Annotated in this window: 22 protein-coding genes; 7 read left to right on the plus strand and 15 right to left on the minus strand. The window is 35.4% G+C overall.

All coding sequences use genetic code 11. The features are described 5' to 3' along the window. Window positions 1–146: 146 nt before the first annotated feature. On the minus strand, window positions 147–629 hold the full coding sequence (locus AC5YGG_RS19625) for a cupin domain-containing protein (protein ID WP_496146123.1): 483 nt from the start codon (window positions 627–629) through the stop codon (window positions 147–149). Beyond that, window positions 622–1,614 carry an NADP-dependent oxidoreductase gene (locus AC5YGG_RS19630; protein WP_496146124.1) on the minus strand — a complete coding sequence of 331 codons (993 nt, stop codon included), beginning with the start codon at window positions 1,612–1,614 and terminating at the stop codon, window positions 622–624. Before AC5YGG_RS19630 ends, AC5YGG_RS19625 begins: the two co-directional genes overlap by 8 nt. Before the next feature lie 91 nt (window positions 1,615–1,705). Between AC5YGG_RS19630 and AC5YGG_RS19635 the strand changes: the two genes are divergently transcribed. After that, window positions 1,706–2,095: a winged helix-turn-helix transcriptional regulator gene (locus tag AC5YGG_RS19635; RefSeq protein ID WP_496146199.1), complete on the plus strand. Its 390-nt coding sequence runs from the start codon at window positions 1,706–1,708 to the stop codon at window positions 2,093–2,095. 69 nt (window positions 2,096–2,164) lie between these two features. On the opposite strand, the gene AC5YGG_RS19640 is transcribed toward AC5YGG_RS19635, so the two are convergent. The 4 genes from AC5YGG_RS19640 to AC5YGG_RS19655 form a co-directional block, all read right to left on the minus strand. Continuing rightward, complete coding sequence (locus AC5YGG_RS19640; RefSeq protein WP_496146125.1) at window positions 2,165–3,019, minus strand: glycine betaine ABC transporter substrate-binding protein; 855 nt, start codon at window positions 3,017–3,019, stop codon at window positions 2,165–2,167. 1 nt (window position 3,020) lies between these two features. Beyond that, window positions 3,021–3,848: an ABC transporter permease gene (locus AC5YGG_RS19645; RefSeq protein WP_496146126.1), complete on the minus strand. Its 828-nt coding sequence runs from the start codon at window positions 3,846–3,848 to the stop codon at window positions 3,021–3,023. A gap of 1 nt (window position 3,849) precedes the next feature. Next, window positions 3,850–5,100 carry a quaternary amine ABC transporter ATP-binding protein gene (locus AC5YGG_RS19650; RefSeq protein WP_496146127.1) on the minus strand — a complete coding sequence of 417 codons (1,251 nt, stop codon included), beginning with the start codon at window positions 5,098–5,100 and terminating at the stop codon, window positions 3,850–3,852. 877 nt (window positions 5,101–5,977) lie between these two features. Beyond that, window positions 5,978–6,343, minus strand: a complete 366-nt coding sequence (locus tag AC5YGG_RS19655) for a DUF1304 domain-containing protein (protein ID WP_496146128.1) — start codon at window positions 6,341–6,343, stop codon at window positions 5,978–5,980. 66 nt (window positions 6,344–6,409) lie between these two features. Between AC5YGG_RS19655 and AC5YGG_RS19660 the strand changes: the two genes are divergently transcribed. The 3 genes from AC5YGG_RS19660 (at window position 6,410) to AC5YGG_RS19670 (ending at window position 7,926) form a co-directional block, all read left to right on the plus strand. Beyond that, window positions 6,410–6,982: a Crp/Fnr family transcriptional regulator gene (locus AC5YGG_RS19660; protein ID WP_496146129.1), complete on the plus strand. Its 573-nt coding sequence runs from the start codon at window positions 6,410–6,412 to the stop codon at window positions 6,980–6,982. Window positions 6,983–7,045: 63 nt separating this feature from the next. Further along, window positions 7,046–7,477 (plus strand): DoxX family protein, encoded by a 432-nt coding sequence (locus AC5YGG_RS19665; RefSeq protein WP_496146130.1) that lies wholly within the window; start codon window positions 7,046–7,048, stop codon window positions 7,475–7,477. 5 nt (window positions 7,478–7,482) lie between these two features. After that, a complete protein-coding gene (locus AC5YGG_RS19670) occupies window positions 7,483–7,926 on the plus strand; it encodes a carboxymuconolactone decarboxylase family protein (RefSeq protein WP_496146131.1) in 444 nt (147 codons plus the stop codon). A gap of 171 nt (window positions 7,927–8,097) precedes the next feature. Here the strand turns inward: AC5YGG_RS19670 and AC5YGG_RS19675 are convergent, their stop codons facing one another. The 7 genes from AC5YGG_RS19675 to AC5YGG_RS19705 form a co-directional block, all read right to left on the minus strand. Further along, window positions 8,098–8,586 carry a VOC family protein gene (locus tag AC5YGG_RS19675; protein ID WP_496146132.1) on the minus strand — a complete coding sequence of 163 codons (489 nt, stop codon included), beginning with the start codon at window positions 8,584–8,586 and terminating at the stop codon, window positions 8,098–8,100. An 89-nt stretch (window positions 8,587–8,675) separates the two neighbouring features. Continuing rightward, window positions 8,676–9,644: a cyclase family protein gene (locus tag AC5YGG_RS19680; protein ID WP_496146133.1), complete on the minus strand. Its 969-nt coding sequence runs from the start codon at window positions 9,642–9,644 to the stop codon at window positions 8,676–8,678. 234 nt (window positions 9,645–9,878) lie between these two features. Next, a complete protein-coding gene (locus AC5YGG_RS19685) occupies window positions 9,879–10,064 on the minus strand; it encodes a hypothetical protein (protein WP_496146134.1) in 186 nt (61 codons plus the stop codon). A gap of 256 nt (window positions 10,065–10,320) precedes the next feature. Then, a complete protein-coding gene (locus AC5YGG_RS19690; protein ID WP_496146135.1) occupies window positions 10,321–11,304 on the minus strand; it encodes an aldo/keto reductase in 984 nt (327 codons plus the stop codon). Window positions 11,305–11,557: 253 nt separating this feature from the next. Continuing rightward, complete coding sequence (locus AC5YGG_RS19695) at window positions 11,558–12,313, minus strand: type 1 glutamine amidotransferase domain-containing protein (RefSeq protein ID WP_496146136.1); 756 nt, start codon at window positions 12,311–12,313, stop codon at window positions 11,558–11,560. 2 nt (window positions 12,314–12,315) lie between these two features. Next, entirely contained in the window at window positions 12,316–12,603 is a 288-nt protein-coding gene (locus tag AC5YGG_RS19700) for a putative quinol monooxygenase (protein ID WP_496146137.1), read from the minus strand. Beyond that, entirely contained in the window at window positions 12,603–13,217 is a 615-nt protein-coding gene (locus AC5YGG_RS19705; RefSeq protein WP_496146138.1) for an NAD(P)H-dependent oxidoreductase, read from the minus strand. The genes AC5YGG_RS19700 and AC5YGG_RS19705 overlap by 1 nt, the downstream gene beginning before the upstream one ends. 306 nt (window positions 13,218–13,523) lie before the next feature. Here AC5YGG_RS19705 and AC5YGG_RS19710 point away from each other — a divergent pair, with 306 nt between their 5' ends. Genes AC5YGG_RS19710 through AC5YGG_RS19720 form a run of 3 tightly spaced genes read left to right on the plus strand, consistent with a single transcriptional unit; the run spans window position 13,524 to window position 15,740 of the window. Continuing rightward, window positions 13,524–14,270 (plus strand): metallophosphoesterase family protein, encoded by a 747-nt coding sequence (locus AC5YGG_RS19710; RefSeq protein WP_496146139.1) that lies wholly within the window; start codon window positions 13,524–13,526, stop codon window positions 14,268–14,270. A 40-nt stretch (window positions 14,271–14,310) separates the two neighbouring features. Beyond that, complete coding sequence (locus tag AC5YGG_RS19715) at window positions 14,311–15,213, plus strand: LysR family transcriptional regulator (RefSeq protein WP_496146140.1); 903 nt, start codon at window positions 14,311–14,313, stop codon at window positions 15,211–15,213. Between the two features lie 11 nt (window positions 15,214–15,224). Further along, window positions 15,225–15,740, plus strand: coding sequence for a GNAT family N-acetyltransferase (locus tag AC5YGG_RS19720; protein WP_496146141.1), 516 nt, complete (start codon window positions 15,225–15,227; stop codon window positions 15,738–15,740). Here AC5YGG_RS19720 and AC5YGG_RS19725 read toward each other — a convergent pair. Continuing rightward, window positions 15,737–16,201, minus strand: coding sequence for a GNAT family N-acetyltransferase (locus AC5YGG_RS19725; RefSeq protein ID WP_496146142.1), 465 nt, complete (start codon window positions 16,199–16,201; stop codon window positions 15,737–15,739). The genes AC5YGG_RS19720 and AC5YGG_RS19725 overlap by 4 nt on opposite strands. Before the next feature lies 1 nt (window position 16,202). Further along, window positions 16,203–16,637 carry an acetyltransferase gene (locus AC5YGG_RS19730; protein ID WP_496146143.1) on the minus strand — a complete coding sequence of 145 codons (435 nt, stop codon included), beginning with the start codon at window positions 16,635–16,637 and terminating at the stop codon, window positions 16,203–16,205. Window positions 16,638–16,710: the final 73 nt, after the last annotated feature.

Consider the following 16,710-nt stretch of genomic DNA (forward strand, 5'->3'; position numbering starts at 1 on the left):
AAATAATAAAAATGTTGCCTGCTGAAAATCTTCGATTTTCTTGCGCCTTAAAAAACAGCATATTATTTTAAGATCTTTGCGCCTTTGCGATTTCCAACAAAAAATATAACTCTCACAGATTTAGCAGATCTTTTTGGTATAAAAAATTAATCTTTAGCATCTATTAAAACAGCAAGCTGTATGCAAGGTTCATCAGATCTGTTACTCCATGCATGATTGGTTCCTCTTTGGATTACAACATCTCCCGGTTTTAGAAGTGTTTCGCCTTCATCCATAATAAGATGTAATTCACCGGAAAGAATAATAATATAATCTAATGTAGGCGTTTGGTGCATCATCGGATGAGGTTCTCCTTTCTTGAATTCAACTCCTAAGTCTTTATCAGGTGGGATCACTACATATCGGAAATAGGTTCCATTTTTAGGAGTTTGTGGAAATCCGGTATTGGGAATTTTTGTTTCAAAATCAAGGGGTGCAGGAGTTGCCTGAGTATTCCATATATCTGAAATGATCAGCCCGGGGAAGTGTTCTACTGAATTTTCTACCTGCTGATCTTCTACGATAATAGATTTTCCGTTTTTAATGCCTGTTACGATTCGTCTTGGTATGTTGTTTATTGATTTATGCATTTTTCATAATGAGTTTATGACCTTGGGTCTGGTTGTTTTTAAGCATGGAATGAGCTTTGAGAACAGTTTCCAAAGAAAGATTACCGATTATCTTGTATTGAGGTGAAATGATGGAGTTGTTTTCAAAAAGCACTGTAATTTCTTCCAGACTGTTTTTGTAATAATCATACTTTTTGACCATGCTGTAAGCATAATTGGAGATATTCATGATTAAAGTTCCTTTGTTGAAAAGAATTTCATGAGCATCCTTAGTGACAAGAGCGGTAACATCTACATAGGTTCCGTTAATTTTCAATACTTCAGCGGTAATTTCAGCCATATAGTTTCCTACCAGATCAATACCAATATCAAAAGGTTGATGATGATTAGCCTGTAAAATGTTTTCTATAAGGTTGTTTTCCTTATAGTTAACGATTTGATGAGCTTTTACTCCCATGTTGAGAAGCATCTGGCTGTTTTCTTCACTTCCCACAGTGGCAACGAAATTTTCAATGTGGTGCGCTAATAGAATTGTAATTAAAAAGGAACCCACACCTCCAGCTGCTCCGGTAATGAGAATAGATTGCTCTGGCTGTAATTTTAGTCTTTTAAAAATTTGCAGAGAAGTAAGCCCTGCGGATGGAATAGCGGCTGCCTGTTCAAAAGAAATATTTTTTGGTTTATGGGCGACGATCACTTCGGGAACTGAAATATACTCTGCATAAGTTCCGTTACTTCCCATAGACCCACTTCCACAGAAAACTTCGTCTCCAATATTGAACTGAGTGACCTCTGCTCCTTTTTCTACTACAATTCCGGATAATTCGCGTCCCAATATGGGAGAACTGATGAGCTTTCGTTCCAGTTCGTTTTCCAACATCTGATAATCAATAGGGTTGAAACCGCTTGCTTTAATCTGGATTAATACTTCATGAGGTTTAGGCTGAGGGTTGTCCGTGAAACCATCTTCAAGTTCAAAGTTTTTATTTAAAATGACTGCTTTCATATGATTGATTTGATGTACAAATGTAAAGCGGGAATAGTTTATATTTGCTACTAGTTAACAAATGGTTACTAGTTACCTTGATGAAACTATTATGGCAAAAATTATTGAAAACGGAATAGAAAGAGAGGCAAGCTGTACTGAAGAATTGTTTGCAATGCGTGACAGTCTTGATGTATTGGGCGGAAAATGGAAACTGATGATTTTACGTTATCTGACTAATAGAACTGATCAACAGATTCATTTTAAAAAATTAGAACGAGGTATTGAAGGGATTTCCGCTAAAATGTTAAGTAAAGAACTGAAAGAACTGGAAGCGAATCTCCTGATCACAAGAACCATTCAGAATACAAAACCAATTACCGTTACGTATGCTGTGACGGAATATGGGAAATCTGTATTTCCGGTGACAGAGACATTGGTGAACTGGGGTATACTTCATAGAGAGAAGATTAAGGAATCAATGGCTACTTCAGGATCTTAAAAGAGCAATAAAAAAATCCTCAGACTCATGAGAGTTGAGGATTTACAGTCATATAAATAGTTGGTTATACTATTTTTTGTTGAGCCAGGAATTAACCAGTTCGGCGTGTGCTTTCACCCATTCTTTGGCGGTTTCTTCCTTATTTTTACTGTGCTCCATTTGGATTAAAAGATCACTCATGTTTTCATCATCAAAGTGAAGTCTGGAAAAGAATTCCGCTAAATCAGGATGATCTTTACTGAAGCTTTTTCTTGCATAGGTCTTAATCTGTTCAGATTCACCAAAAATCTTTTTGGGGTCTTCAAGAAACTTCAGTTTCATCTTACCAAACATCCAGTGGGGCTGCCATCCGGTTACTACAATCCATTCTTTACGTTGTATGGCATTCTGTAATTCAGTAATCATGGCAATAGTGGAAGAATTGATCTGTTTATAATCCAATTTATAATCTACAATAGCTTTATCTGTTCCGGTAGTTAATCCCGCCCCTTTTTCAATTCCAATGATTCTGTGATTGAATTGATCCTTATGCTGATTAAGCTCTTCAATAGAGTGAATAGGAACATATTCTGGAACAACTAATCCAATACGACCATTGTCATAGTTGGTTCCAATATGCATTAATCCTGGAAATTTGGCGAGTTTCTTAGCATGGGTGTAAGGAAGCCAGACTCCCATAAAAAGGTCTGTATCTTCATTATTCATGGACGCCAGAATCATATCTGTAGACGCTTTTTGAATAATAACATGATAACCCTGCTGGTCCAAAATAGCTTTGGCTACATGAGTCATGGCAACATCTTCTGCCCAGCCATCTACCATTCCTATGGTAATGTATTTAGAGTTTTTTATGTTTCCGCATGAGTTTAATACAGCAAACACTGCTATTAAAATGGGAAAAAATAGATATTTTATGTGTTTCATCTTATTGTTTTTTCTTTACAAATCCCTGGGTAATCCTATCGAGAATGATGGCTAAAATAACAACAGATAATCCGCTTTCAAATCCAAGTCCGATATCCAGGTTGTTAATTCCTTCCAGTACTTTTTCTCCCAATCCACCTGCGGCAATCATTCCGGCGATCACAACCATAGAAAGTGATAAAAGGATGGTTTGATTGATACCTGTTAAAATAGTTTTCATAGCCAGAGGAAGTTCTACTTTAAATAAAATCTGACGGTTTGTTGCTCCAAAAGCGCGTGCCGCTTCTACAATATCTTTCGGAACAGATTCAATTCCCAGTGTTGTTAAACGTACTGCTGGCGGCATGGCAAAAATGATGGTTGCAAAAGCCCCCGGAACTTTCCCGATACTGAAAAACAGTACAGCCGGAATCAAATAAACAAAAGCGGGCATCGTCTGCATTAAATCCAGTAAAGGACGAATAATTTTTGCCGCAATTTTATTTTTTGCCGCTAAAATTCCCAGAGGGATGGAAAAGACCAAGGCAGTGATGGTAGCCACGAAAATAAGCGCCAGTGTTTCCATAGTTTCTTTCCATAATCCCATTAAAAATATCAGGCTCAACCCTGCAACAGTTACTATGGCGATACCTTTTCCGGCTTTCCATAATGCTAAGAGGGAAATAAAGAGTATGATGACATAAAAAGGAGTATTTATAAGGATCCATTCAATCCCCATAATCGAAGAGTTTCCTATATGTTTTATAATATCAAATACAGGTTTTCCGTTTTCCGTGAGCCAATTGATTGCAGTTTCTACATATTGACCTATATCTATAATTTTATTCATCTTATTGGTTGTTTGCGATTTCTTTTAATTCAATGATTTCTTCTTCGTTAAATTTAGTAGCCTCTATGACAAGAGATAATTGGGTAACAAGACCTAAAAATTTATTGTTTTCGTCTATAACAGCAATGGCAGATTTGCTTCCTGAAATCAGTGGTAACATTTCTTCTACAGTTACTTCGGGATAGACAGAAGGCACATTGCTGTTGATAATGGATTGTACTGTAGGTTCTTTCTTTTTTGCAATTCTGACAACGTCATTAAGTGTTACAAAACCAAGAAATTTATTTTGGAAATCTACAACAGGCAAGTTTTCCAATCCTGTAGCTCTCATTTTTCTTAAAGCTCCCTCGGGACCGTCTTTTCTAAAACGTACTACGGTTGCTTTGTCGAACATTAAAGATCTTGCAGTGATAATTGTTTTACGGTCTACCTTCTCTACAAATGCTTTTACATAATCACTTGCGGGATTGGTCAAAATATCTTCTGCAGTTCCTATTTGCTCTATAACCCCATCTTTCATAATGACGATACGGTCACCAATCTTTATGGCTTCATCCAAATCGTGGGTAATGAAGACAATGGTTTTTTGTAAAGTGTTTTGCAGTTCGAGCATCTGATCCTGCATTTCAGATTTTATTAAAGGATCCAGCGCAGAGAAAGCTTCATCCATCAGCAGTACTTCCGGATCATTTGCTAAGGCTCTTGCTAAGCCTACTCTCTGCTGCATTCCTCCTGAAAGTTGAGAAGGATATTGATTTTCGAAACCACTTAAACCTACAATATCTAATGCTTTTTGTGCCTTTTCGTCTCGGGAAGCTTTGCTTTCACCTCTGATTTCAAGTCCGAAACCGGCATTGTCTAAGATGTTGTGATGGGGAAGTAATCCGAATTTTTGAAATACCATACTCATCTCGGTTCTTCTTACTTCCAGCAATTGCTTGTTGTTTTTACTTGTAATATCATCATCATTGATGTATACTTTTCCAGAAGTAGGCTCATTCAGCCTGTTAAGACATCGGAGTAGGGTAGATTTTCCACTTCCGGATAATCCCATAATTACAAAGAATTCTCCTTCATAGATTTCAAAACTTGCTTTGTTGATTCCTACTGTACAGCCTGTTTTTTCAAGAATTTCTTTTTTGGAAAAACCTTTGTCTAAAAGTTCCTGTGCTTTTTCTTTGTTTTTACCAAAAATAATAGTCAGATCCTCAACTTTAAGTTTTACTTTTCTACTGTTTTCATTTTTTTCCATATTCAGAATTTTTTAATTAATAATTGATACACAATGTGGTATATCATTATACGATTAAACATTTAATCTTTGGGTGTTGTTCTTTTGGTGGCGAGCATAAAAAATAGTTCTCCAAGCTTTTATCATTAAAAGCTTATGACAAAAAAATAAAAGCACAAAGCCCTCCTGCCTTATGTTTATTTTAAATATTTCAATAGATTTTACTCTAGAAAAAAGAGTGTCTTATGTAAAAAGAAATGAACCTTTTACATCAATTCTATAATTAAATTACTGATGAGGTAATTAAAGATATGTGTACTGAACAACTTGAATTCCTACATTGCATCAAAATGTAGACCACCGTAAAAAACCTGTATATCAGATTTTTACAGCGATGCAAATTTACGAATTTTATTTTAAATGGTTTTTTAAGAACCTAAGAAGCTGGTTTTAAGTCAAGTTATGGAATGAGATCTTCTTGGTAAATTTCTCCTTATCATTCAGGATAAAAGTCTTTTGAAAATTTTACAGATGAAAAATTTTTGGAAATTTTATTTTGTTGGAAAACGATAAGACGCAAAGATCTTAAAATAATATGCTGTTTTTTAAGGCGCAAGAAAATCGAAGATTTTCAGCAGTGCAACACTGTTATTATTTTGCCACGAATGCACGAATAATTTATATACAGTTCAAAGTCTAAATGGTAAAAATTATTAAACCAGATAGACACATAGATTTTATATGAAATTATGCAAGCAGTATTTTATTCGTGTATTAATGGCATTAAAATGAGCGGTATTCAATTTTATCGCAGATAAAATCCTAGCGCCTTAAATACAACGTATCAAAAGGAAAAACTTTTGCGCCCTTAGCGTTTTTCCAACAAATATCCAGAAAATTATTTCAGTAAAACCGCAATGATTGCTAATATTGCCGGCAAAGCCTGAACAAAAAAGATTTTCTTCGTAGCAGAAATGGCTCCATAAATGCCTGCTACTGCTACACATCCTAAAAAGAACAATGCTATATTATCCTGCCATTGCGGATCTTTAATCAGAAAAGACCAGATTAATCCAGCCGAAAGAAAACCATTGTACAATCCCTGATTGGCAGCTAATCCTTTTGTGGGTTTGAACATTTCTGCAGGTAGGGCTGCTTTGAAAACTTCCTTTCCTTTGGTTTCCCAGGCAAACATTTCCATCCAAAGAATATACAGGTGTTCTATTGCAACAACAGCGATAAGAATTTTGGCAATGAGTTCCATGATTTAATATTTTTGTCATTGTAAAACTAAAAAAATAAAGTTAAGTTTGAGTATTCAATTCTAAAGATGGATAATTTTAAGGCACATTTAAACAAATTCATTACGGTATCAGACGATGAGTATATTTCAATTTTTTCATTCTTTGAAGTCTTAAAGGTCAAAAAGAAGGAAACCCTGATGCTGGAAGGTGAAGTATGCAGGAATATGTATTTTGTGATAGAGGGGTGTCTGAGAAAATATTTTATCAATGAAAAAGGGGTAGAACATACTACTCAGTTTGCCATTGAAAACTGGTGGGTGACTGATACCTTTGCCTATGAACGGCAGATGCAGACGGACTTCAATATTCAGTCTGTTGAAAAATCAACCATTCTTGTTATTGATTTTAAAAATCAGGAATTATTATTAGAGAAACATCCGGTAATGGAAAAATATTTCAGAATTATATATCAGCGCGCTTATGCTGCTTCTGAAAGAAAACTCCGTTATCTGGCTGAGTACTCGAGAGAGGAGCTTTATGTTCATTTCAGTACATTATATCCATGGTTTATTCAGAGAATTCCCCAATATCTTATTGCCTCATTTCTTGGTTTTACTCCGGAATATTTGAGTGAGATTAAAGCAAAATTACGTTCTTAAACCAGTTTAAGTTTTTTACGGATCGGATATCGGAAATTTGTCATGTAATTAAAAGCGAGTGCAATGACAAATACACAAAATCAATTTCCGCAGCTATTTTTAAGACTGGCAATTGCTGTGACCATGCTTTCTGCAGTGGCAGACCGTTTCGGATTGTGGAGTGCAGGAAATTCTTCATGGGGAAATATGAAAAGCTTTGAAGAATATACAAGATCACTGACTTTTTTTCTTCCGGAAGCTTTGAGTATTTTCTCTGCTTATGCAGCTACATTTTTAGAAATTCTATTTCCATTGATGCTGATTGCTGGCTTTAAAACAAGAATTGCAGCTTATGGAAGCAGTATTTTACTCTTGATTTTTGCCGTATCAATGACCATTGCATTAGGTTCTAAAGCTCCACTCAATTATTCAGTCTGGGTGGGAAGTGCTGCCGCTCTTTTACTGGCTGTGCAGCAAAAATATTCTTTTAGTATCGATCAATTAACCAAAAAATAAATATAATGAGTGCAAGATTTAACATGGCAACTACTGATGCCGCAGCGTACAAAGCAATGTTGGGACTGGAAGGGTATTTACAGAATACTTCTTTAAACCATATTCAAAAGGAATTAATTAAAATCAGGGCTTCCCAGATCAATAAGTGTGCTTTTTGTCTGGATATGCACACCAAAGATGCCATTAAATATGGGGAAACACCTCAAAGAATCTTTATTTTAGATGGCTGGACAGAGGCAAAAGAGTTTTTTACAGAAGAAGAGCAGGTACTTTTGGCAATGACTGAGGAAATTACTTTGATCAGCCAAAAAGGATTAACTGATGAAACCTACCAGAAAGCTAAAAAGTTCTTTGATGAAGCTCAGATTGCTCAGATTATTATGGCGATCATTACTATCAATGCATGGAACAGAATTGCCATCAGTACACATTTGCCAATTGCTAAATAGAAAGGTATTGGTGTCGGTTATTAACAAAAAAAGAGCTTTTCAGTATTGAAAAGCTCTTTTTTTATGATGTGAATAACAAAGCGAAAGATTCCGTGGTATTAATTCTAAAATAAATCTTAATGGTAAATATTAAGTTTGTTTACGAAATTACTTCTTATTTGTTCCTCATTTTTATGGGTTCTTTCTTTGGAAAGGTCCTTGTGGAGCGATAATTTCAAGGTTAGTTCCATCAGGATCCTGGAAATAAGCAACTGCAGTTCCGTATCCGGCTTTTAATCCGTCAGATTCTTCAAATACAATGGGTTCTCCATCCGGTTCTACACCAATTTCCTTTAATCTCTGCATAGCTTCATCAATACTGTCTACTTCAAAACAAAGGTGCATGGCACTGATCTGATTGTTGGAGTAAGATGCCTGTTCAGCTTCAGGAATTACGTATTCAAGAATATCAAGATTGATATTATCTAATTTAAGGTTGGCAAACTTTATTTTAGTATCTGTAAGACCTTGTGTCTTTGCCATTCTTTCCCCACCGATAACGTCGATATTGGAAACTTTAGTTCCGGTCAATGCCTCATAAAAAGCAATTGATTTCTCTAAATTTTTTACAGTGATTCCTACGTGATTGGCGCGAGTGAACCCTTTTGTTGTGTTTTCCATTGTTTAAAATTTTGTAATTGATATTAAAATTGTGTGATCAGTAACTCAGATTTAGGATCTTAAATTACGTCTTATTTTTGATATTTAAACTAATAAATAGCCACCGGATTTACATTTACTTGTGTAGATCCTACATATAAAGGTTGTCCTAAGACAAATAGGAACTCCCAAACTTTTTGCTTAACCAATGGACGGCTGTCGATTAATTCTAAGTTATAGATTCCTTTTTTGGCAAGCATATATTGGTTGATTGGAAATTCTTCTTTACTTTTTGGATTTGGGTATACCTCAGAAGCCCATGTATCACCACCAAAAGCTACAATTCCTTGGTCTGCTAACCATTTGGCAGCATCCATTCCGATTCCCGGTTCAGTTTCTAAGAACTGTTTGTTGTCTTTACCTACCAGTTTAAGCCATCCTGTATTGAAAAGAATAACATCTCCTTTTCTTAAAGTAAGACCTTGTTTCTTTAAAACAGCTTTGATATCTTCAACGGTGAATTCTGTTCCACCAGGTACGATAGCTTTTCCATAATGAGCCACCATATCAAGCACTACGCCTCTGGTCACAAATGGAGGTACTTTTTCAACACCAAGTTTTTTTACACCTTCTACGGTTACGAAATCGGTAGCTTTATTTCCGTTGTAGTAAACATTGTCAATACCAATGTGCCCGATACCGTTAAGCTGAGTTCCAACTCCGGTCCATCCGTTCACTAATTCGTCGTTGAATGTAAATTTGTTAGGACCAATACTTTTTCCACCTTGTTCTCCCGGTTGAATATTGTAAAGGTTGAAGCTTCTGTGTCTGAAAGCTGGTAAATTTTTATCAATAGGAACAGCTAATGCTAAAGTTTTACCTTGTTTTACTAATCCTAGTGCTTGTTTTACCACTTCAGGAGTTAATAAATTTGCCGCTCCGATTTCATCCTGAGCTCCGTACGTTGACGGATACCATGATTTATCTTCCTGATTTACAAGGGTTTGTGCGTTTAACGCAATGCTGTTTATTGTCAATAGGGTTACTAACCCGAATGTTTTGATCAGATTCTTTTTCATTTTTTTATGATGTATAGGTTAAATAAGAGAAGGGAAGTGGGAAGCTGGAAGAGGGGAGTTGTTGCGGTCTTTGAACAACTGACATTCCGTTTATTTGAAATATGCTTCTTGTTTTACTTTCCTTTAAAGATAAAGGAAGCTGGAGGAGGGGAGAGGGAAGTTTTTTGAAGTCACCCAACAGCTGATATTGTATTAAATAAGTTGTTGTAATTATTCAAATTAACAGATTGTAAGTTAACAATACACACTAGTGCTTTCAACTTCATATTTCCATCTTACAGCCTGATGATAATTTGCATCAAAGGATTGAAAGTCATCAATAACCTGACAATACTTCCATCCTCCTTCTTCCGGCTTCCAACTTTTAATTAAATTAACAGACTGTAAGTTAACAATACACGCTAGTGTTTTCAACTTCATATTTCCATCTTACAGCCTGATGATAATTTGCATCAAAGGATTGAAAGTCATCAATAACCTGACAATACTTCCATCCTCCTTCTTCCGGCTTCCAACTTTTAATTAAATTACAGACTGTAAGTTAACAATACACGCTAGTGTTTTCAACTTCATATTTCCATCTTACAGCCTGATGATAACTTGAATCAAAGGATTGAAAGTCATCAATAACCTGACAGTACTTCCATCCTCCTTCTTCCAGCTCCCAGCTTTTATATTAAATCTCGCTTAAAGCAGCGTTGATGAATGTTAATTCCTCCTGAGAAAGGTTGATATCCATTGCTTTTGCATTATCAATAGCCTGTTCTGCATTTCTTGCTCCTGCTAATACTACTGTAATGGCTGGCTGTAGAGTAGTCCATCTTAATACCAATTGAGAAAGGCTAGCTCCTTTTTCCTGAGCAATCGGTTCAATTTTTTCAAGGAACGTTTTTACTTTATTTAAATCAAACTGAGAGAAATAACCGTTTCTGTGGTCGTTGTCTTTTAATTTGTTATCCTTGAAATATTTACCTGTTAAAAGACCTCTTTCCATTGGGCTGTATACGATGATCCCTGAATTGTTCTCTAAAGAATAAGGAACAAGGTCGCTTTCAATAGAACGGTTCAGCATACTGTAAGAAACCTGGTTGCTTGCCAATTTCAACGTTCTGTTTGCTTCCTCCATTTGGGCAACACTGTAGTTACTTACCCCTGCAGAGCGAACTTTTCCTTGTTGGATTAATAATTCCATAGCTTCCATTGTTTCACTGATTGCTGTTGTGCTGTCTGGCCAGTGAAGTTGTAAAAGGTCGATATAATCAGTACCCAGTCTTTTTAAGCTTTCTTCAACTTCTTTGATGATATTGGCTTTAGAAGCTAATTTATAGACAGGAATTACTTTTCCTTCATCTTCAGCATCAAAGAAAAATTCTCCTTTTCCGTTGTTGCTTCCATCCCATACCAAACCGAATTTTGTTAACAGCTGGATTTTTGAACGGTCTTTTCCTTTAATGGCTTCACCAATCATTTCTTCACTTAATCCGAAACCGTAGAAAGGTGCCGTATCGATAGAAGTTACTCCATGATCCAATGATGCGTGAATAGAGTTAATAGAATCTTGTTTTTCATTACCACCCCACATATTACCACCGATTGCAAAAGCTCCGTGTGTGATTGCTGATAATTCTAAATCTGTATTTCCTAATTTTCTGTATTCCATTTTTTCTTGTTTTTAAAATTTGTTATTGTGTGTTAAACCTTGAAAGACATTAGAGATCTTACAGACGTTTTGTAAACCACCCCGTCAAATCTTTGATTTGCCACCCCTCCAGAGGAGGAGAATTTTCAGTCGTTCGATTAGATACTCGTGAAAATTGGAGATTTTCTAAAACTTAGGTGCTTTTCTCAACAGTCTGCATCATCACTTCTGTTTACTTAAGTGTTAAAAACTTTTGTGCCTTTTGTGGTTAAAATTATTTGTTATTTAATTCTTTTAAAATTGCTTCTCCAACACTCTTTGCAGATTGTGGATTTTGTCCGGTAATAACTTTTTGATCTGAAACAACATGATTCTGCCAAAGTCCGGATTTTTCAAATTGTGCTCCTCTTTCTTTTAATTTATTTTCCAGTAAGAAGGGAACAACATCTGTTAATTTTACGGCGGCTTCTTCTTCATTGGTAAAAGCATTGATCTTTTTACCATCTACCAGATATTTTCCGTTATTCAGTTTGATATTTACCAAACCTGCCGGTCCGTGGCATACACCTGCTACAATTCCTCCGTTTTCATAAATAGTTGAGGCAATATCTGCCAATTCTTTATTATCAGCCAGATCCCACATCGCTCCATGTCCGCCCGCATAAAATATTGTTGAGTAATCTTTTGGGTTTATCTGTGACGGTGTTAAAGAATGATCAATCTTGTTTCTATATTCCTTGTTTTCCCAGAATTCTTTGTTGACAGGATCTTTTAAATCAAATCCGTCTACTGGTGGAGTTCCGCCTTTCGGACTTACAAAGTCAATTTCATATCCTGCTTTGTGAAGAACTTCCCACGGATGGGAAACTTCGCCCAGATAATATCCTGTTTTTTCGTCTGTGCTGCCTTTTTTGTCATGGCTGGTTACAACGAATAGAATTTTCTTTTTCATATCAATAGATTTTTGGTGTTGAGCCTGAATAAATCCTATTGTGAAAAGGCTTAGAAATAAAAGCGCCAGTTTTTTCATTCTTAAATGAGGTTGGTGATGTAAAGCTGAGGTACTTCCTGAAGTTTTTCATCAATCAAAGCACTGAAAGCTTTAATATAAGGCTGTTCATTATGCTGTGCTAATCCTTCTTCACTTTTCCAGATTTCGTAGAATACAAAATGATTTTTGTCTTCAATTCCCTGGTGAAGGTTATACAGTTCGTTGGCTTCTTCTTTTCTTGTTTCTTTTACCATATTCTGAAGAACTTCCAATACTTCTGAACGGTGTTCTTCTTTGGCTTTAATAACTGCGGTAAGGTGAATTTTCATTATACTAATTCTGGTTTTAATTCTTTTTCAAATACATTTCTCACATGGTCTCTGTAAAGTTTCATATCACGCTCTACGTTGGCATTCTTTTCCACATCATGGAAGTGGAAGCTGTCCATTTTTTCTAAAGATACGAAAGCGTTCATTCTGTGGAACCCGAATAGAGGTCCTTCGTCTACACTTTTCTCATCAAAGAACTCTCCAGGAAGGGTAAAGGCTGTTGCAGGAGCATTCCAGCTTGTAGTCAGCATATATTTTCTTCCGCCAAGCATTCCTCCTGTTCCGTAGTTGATTTCAGGATTGGCAGCATTTCTTCCATCACTCATATAAATACCTTTAGCGTGACCTGCTGTGAAAACTTCATCAATATATTTTTTCAATCCGTTCGGAAGTTGAAACCACCAGATGGGGGTGTGGTAAATGATATAATCTGCCCAAACGAATTTTTGTACTTCTTCATGTTTGTCATAATTTTCACTTACATTTGTAACCTTCACTTCCACATTATCAAATTCTTTAAGAACGGCTAATGTATTTTCTGCGATAGTCTGATTATATTTTCCTCCGGAATGTCCGAAGTTTTGTCCTCCGTTGATGATTAATACTTTTTTCATTTTTTTATGATTGTTTAAATTTTACTCTGCAAAGTTACTATGGAGTTTTGTATAATAAAAATAATATAAATTATAGCAATGTATCAGAATATTTATATTGTCAAATTTATAATGTGAATGATGAATTGTGAATTCGTTTTACTTGTGAATTTTTATAGCTCGTAATCATTCACTATTCACTTGGGAAGCAAATTGAGGATTGACTTTATGATGCAAAAATTAACCTTTACCATGGTGAAATGTCATGCTATCTCTGAGCTGGAATTTCCATTTGTCCCGTACATTTGATTAACAAATTGACAGACAATGATACAGATAGCAGTTTTTGGTGATGTGCATGGGAACCTTCCTGCATTGGAAGCAGTGTTGAAGGATATTGAAGAGAGAGGAATTCGCCAGAAGTTCTGTCTGGGTGATCTTGTAGATTTTGCTCCTTGGGGAAATGAAGTGATAGAAAGAATTAAAAATTTAAACATCCCTTGTATTCTTGGAAATCATGATGAAAGAATTGCTTTTGATTTACCTGTTTTTCCTTTAGCTAAGCATTCTGAAGAAGAAACAAAGGCGAGATTTGTTGCGATTGATTACTCGAAAAAACATATTACAGAAGAAAATAAAAAATTTCTTTCCGAACTTCCTTTTCACCTGAAATTAAACTATAAGATAGCCGATAAACACTGGAATATTCAGTTGGTACATTCCAGTCTGGAAAGCAATGATACTTACTTATACGAATCAGAACATGATGAGGTTTTTACCAATATGCTGCAAGAATCAAAGTCTGATATTATTATGATGGGGCATACTCATATATCATTCACAAAACAGTTTGAAAATAAGAAATGGGCTGTCAATTGTGGTTCTGTTGGCAGATCCAAGGAAGAAAACCGTCTTGCTTCTTATTTAATATTGACCTTAACTGAAGAAAAGATAACTCCTGAAATCATACAGCTAAGCTATCCGATTGAAGAAGTGATAGAAAGGATCAAAGAAAGTGAAATTCCGGATTATTATGCTTCTTTCCTGAAAAACGAAAATGTATTAATATTATAATTATTTTGTAACTTTGCATTATAATATTAATAATTAAGTCATGGTTAACTTAGAATGGTATCGTACTTTTAAGGCGATCTATAAAACCGGGACATTGACAGGCGCAGCTGATGCCTTATTCATTTCACAGCCCGGGGTGAGCTTACACTTAAGTTCACTGGAAGCGTATGTAGGATATAAATTGTTCGACAGAACCGGAAGAAAAATGATTCCTACAGAGAGAGGGAAAGTGTTATTCAATGCGGTAGCGGAACCTCTTACCAAACTGGAAGATGTAGAAAAGAATTTCCAGAAATCTACGGAAAAACATACACCTACTATTAGTGTGGGAATGTGTTTTGAAACTTTTCAGACCACTTTGGAACAATATGTTTCTTCACTGCCTTTTAACCTGATCATTAGTTTTGGAGAATATCCTGAAATGCTTGATCAGCTGGATAAAGGTATTTTAGATCTTATCATCACTCCTAAAAAAGGTTCTTCACCCAATATAGAACATGAAGCTTTTTCTTCCGAACAGATTATTCTGGTAGGGGGGAAAGATGTAGATACAGAGGCATTCAAGAAGGTTTTGAAAACAAAAGATATTGAACAGATCGAAGCGTGGCTGAAGAATGAGAAATGGTACGGAACCACCGGAGATATGGAACATCTTTTCCAATTCTGGACATTGAATTTTGGACACAAACCAAATTTCCGCCCGAATTATATTGTACCGAACTTAAACTCCATCATCCGTTGTCTGAAAGGAGGTTCCGGCTTGGCTGTGGTTCCTGATTTTTTATGCAAAAATGAGATTGATAACGGAGAAGTAAAACTGATCTGGGAAGGCAAGAAAAAACTTGAAAATACCTTATATTTTGGTTGCAGAAAGAAAACCAATTATCAAACGGAAATAGAACATATAAAAGGATTATTTCGTAAGATGATGAGTAAAAATTAATACAGTTTGAAATGAAGAAAGTTTTGGAAACAAATCGGCTTTTGTTAAGGGAATTAACTGTTGAAGATGCAGTTGATTTTTATAAGCTGAATGAAAATCCGAATGTTATAAGATATACTGGAGATTCATCCTTTAAAAATATTGAAGATGCCTATACTTTCTTGGAAAACTATAAGGATTATGAAGTCAATGGATATGGAAGATGGGCTGTAATTGATCAATCGAGTCATGAATTTTTAGGATGGTGTGGGCTGAAATATGACGGTTCTAAAAATGAAACAGATATTGGTTTTAGATTCTTTGAGGAGCATTGGAATAAAGGATTAGCCACAGAAAGTGCTACCGCCTGTTTGAAATATGGATTTGAACAGTTACATCTTAACAGAATTGTTGGGAGAGCAATGTCTGAAAATACAGCTTCTATAATGGTATTACAGAAATTAGGGCTGACTTTTAATAAGGAATTTAATTTTGATGGGCATAAAGGCTTAATTTATGCTATTCAACAAGCAGATTGGAAAGGTTAAAATAAAGAAAATTCTAAAATAACCATATCTCGCATCTGCAAACCGTTTTCATAAATCGGGGATGGGTAATTTTCAATAAAGAAATCTTTACGTATCCCTGTTTTTTTGAAACCGTTTTTCTCATAAAACCTGATCTGTTGAAAGCCGGTATCCGAAGTCCCTACACTCAGTATTTTGTAATGATAGTTAAAAGCAATTTCTTTTGCTTTATTGATTAAAATACTTCCGATTCCTTTGCTTCTGTACCTTTCAATAACAGCAATGTTTTTGATTTCAAGCTCAGAATCACTGTTTTTATATAAAGCCATTACAGCAATATTTTCCGTTCCGTCGCTGAGCAAATAGATGTCACATTTAAAAATATACTGATTAACGGCATCAATTGTTTCATCTGCTAACAAAAGTAATTCATATGGGATTGCCGAATCTTTATCAATTTTATTAAAGATAAATCGTTCCATATTATAAACTCATATGGATAAGCGGATAATCTTTTCCTGAACCATCTTTTTCTGATCTTCCCACTCTTTTAAAGCCCATTTTTTCATAAAACCCAATTGCCTGTGGATTTTGCTCATTAACATCTACTTTGGTAAGTCCGGTCTGTTCTTTCATAAAGCGGTAAAGTTCTTTACCATAGCCTTTTCCACGCATATCATTATGAATGAAAAGCATTTCAAGATTGCCTTCAGCTACGGAAGCAAAACCTTTTGGATCATTATCTTCAGTAATTAAATAAACTTCTAAATGAGGAAGGTAATCTCTAGGAATCGCTTCTTTAAACTCATTGAAATCTTCTTCAGCAAGGAAATCGTGAGTGGCTTTTACTGCAGATTCCCAGATCTCCATGATTTTTGGATAGTCTTCAGTGCTGGCAAGTCTTATTGGGTGTGACATAATTTTAAATTTTCACAAAAATAGTGAAAATAGGTGTTGAAACCAGAGAGTATGAGATGTATAAAAGTTTTTT

The sequence above is a fragment of the Chryseobacterium sp. CS2K3 genome (assembly GCF_059515185.1).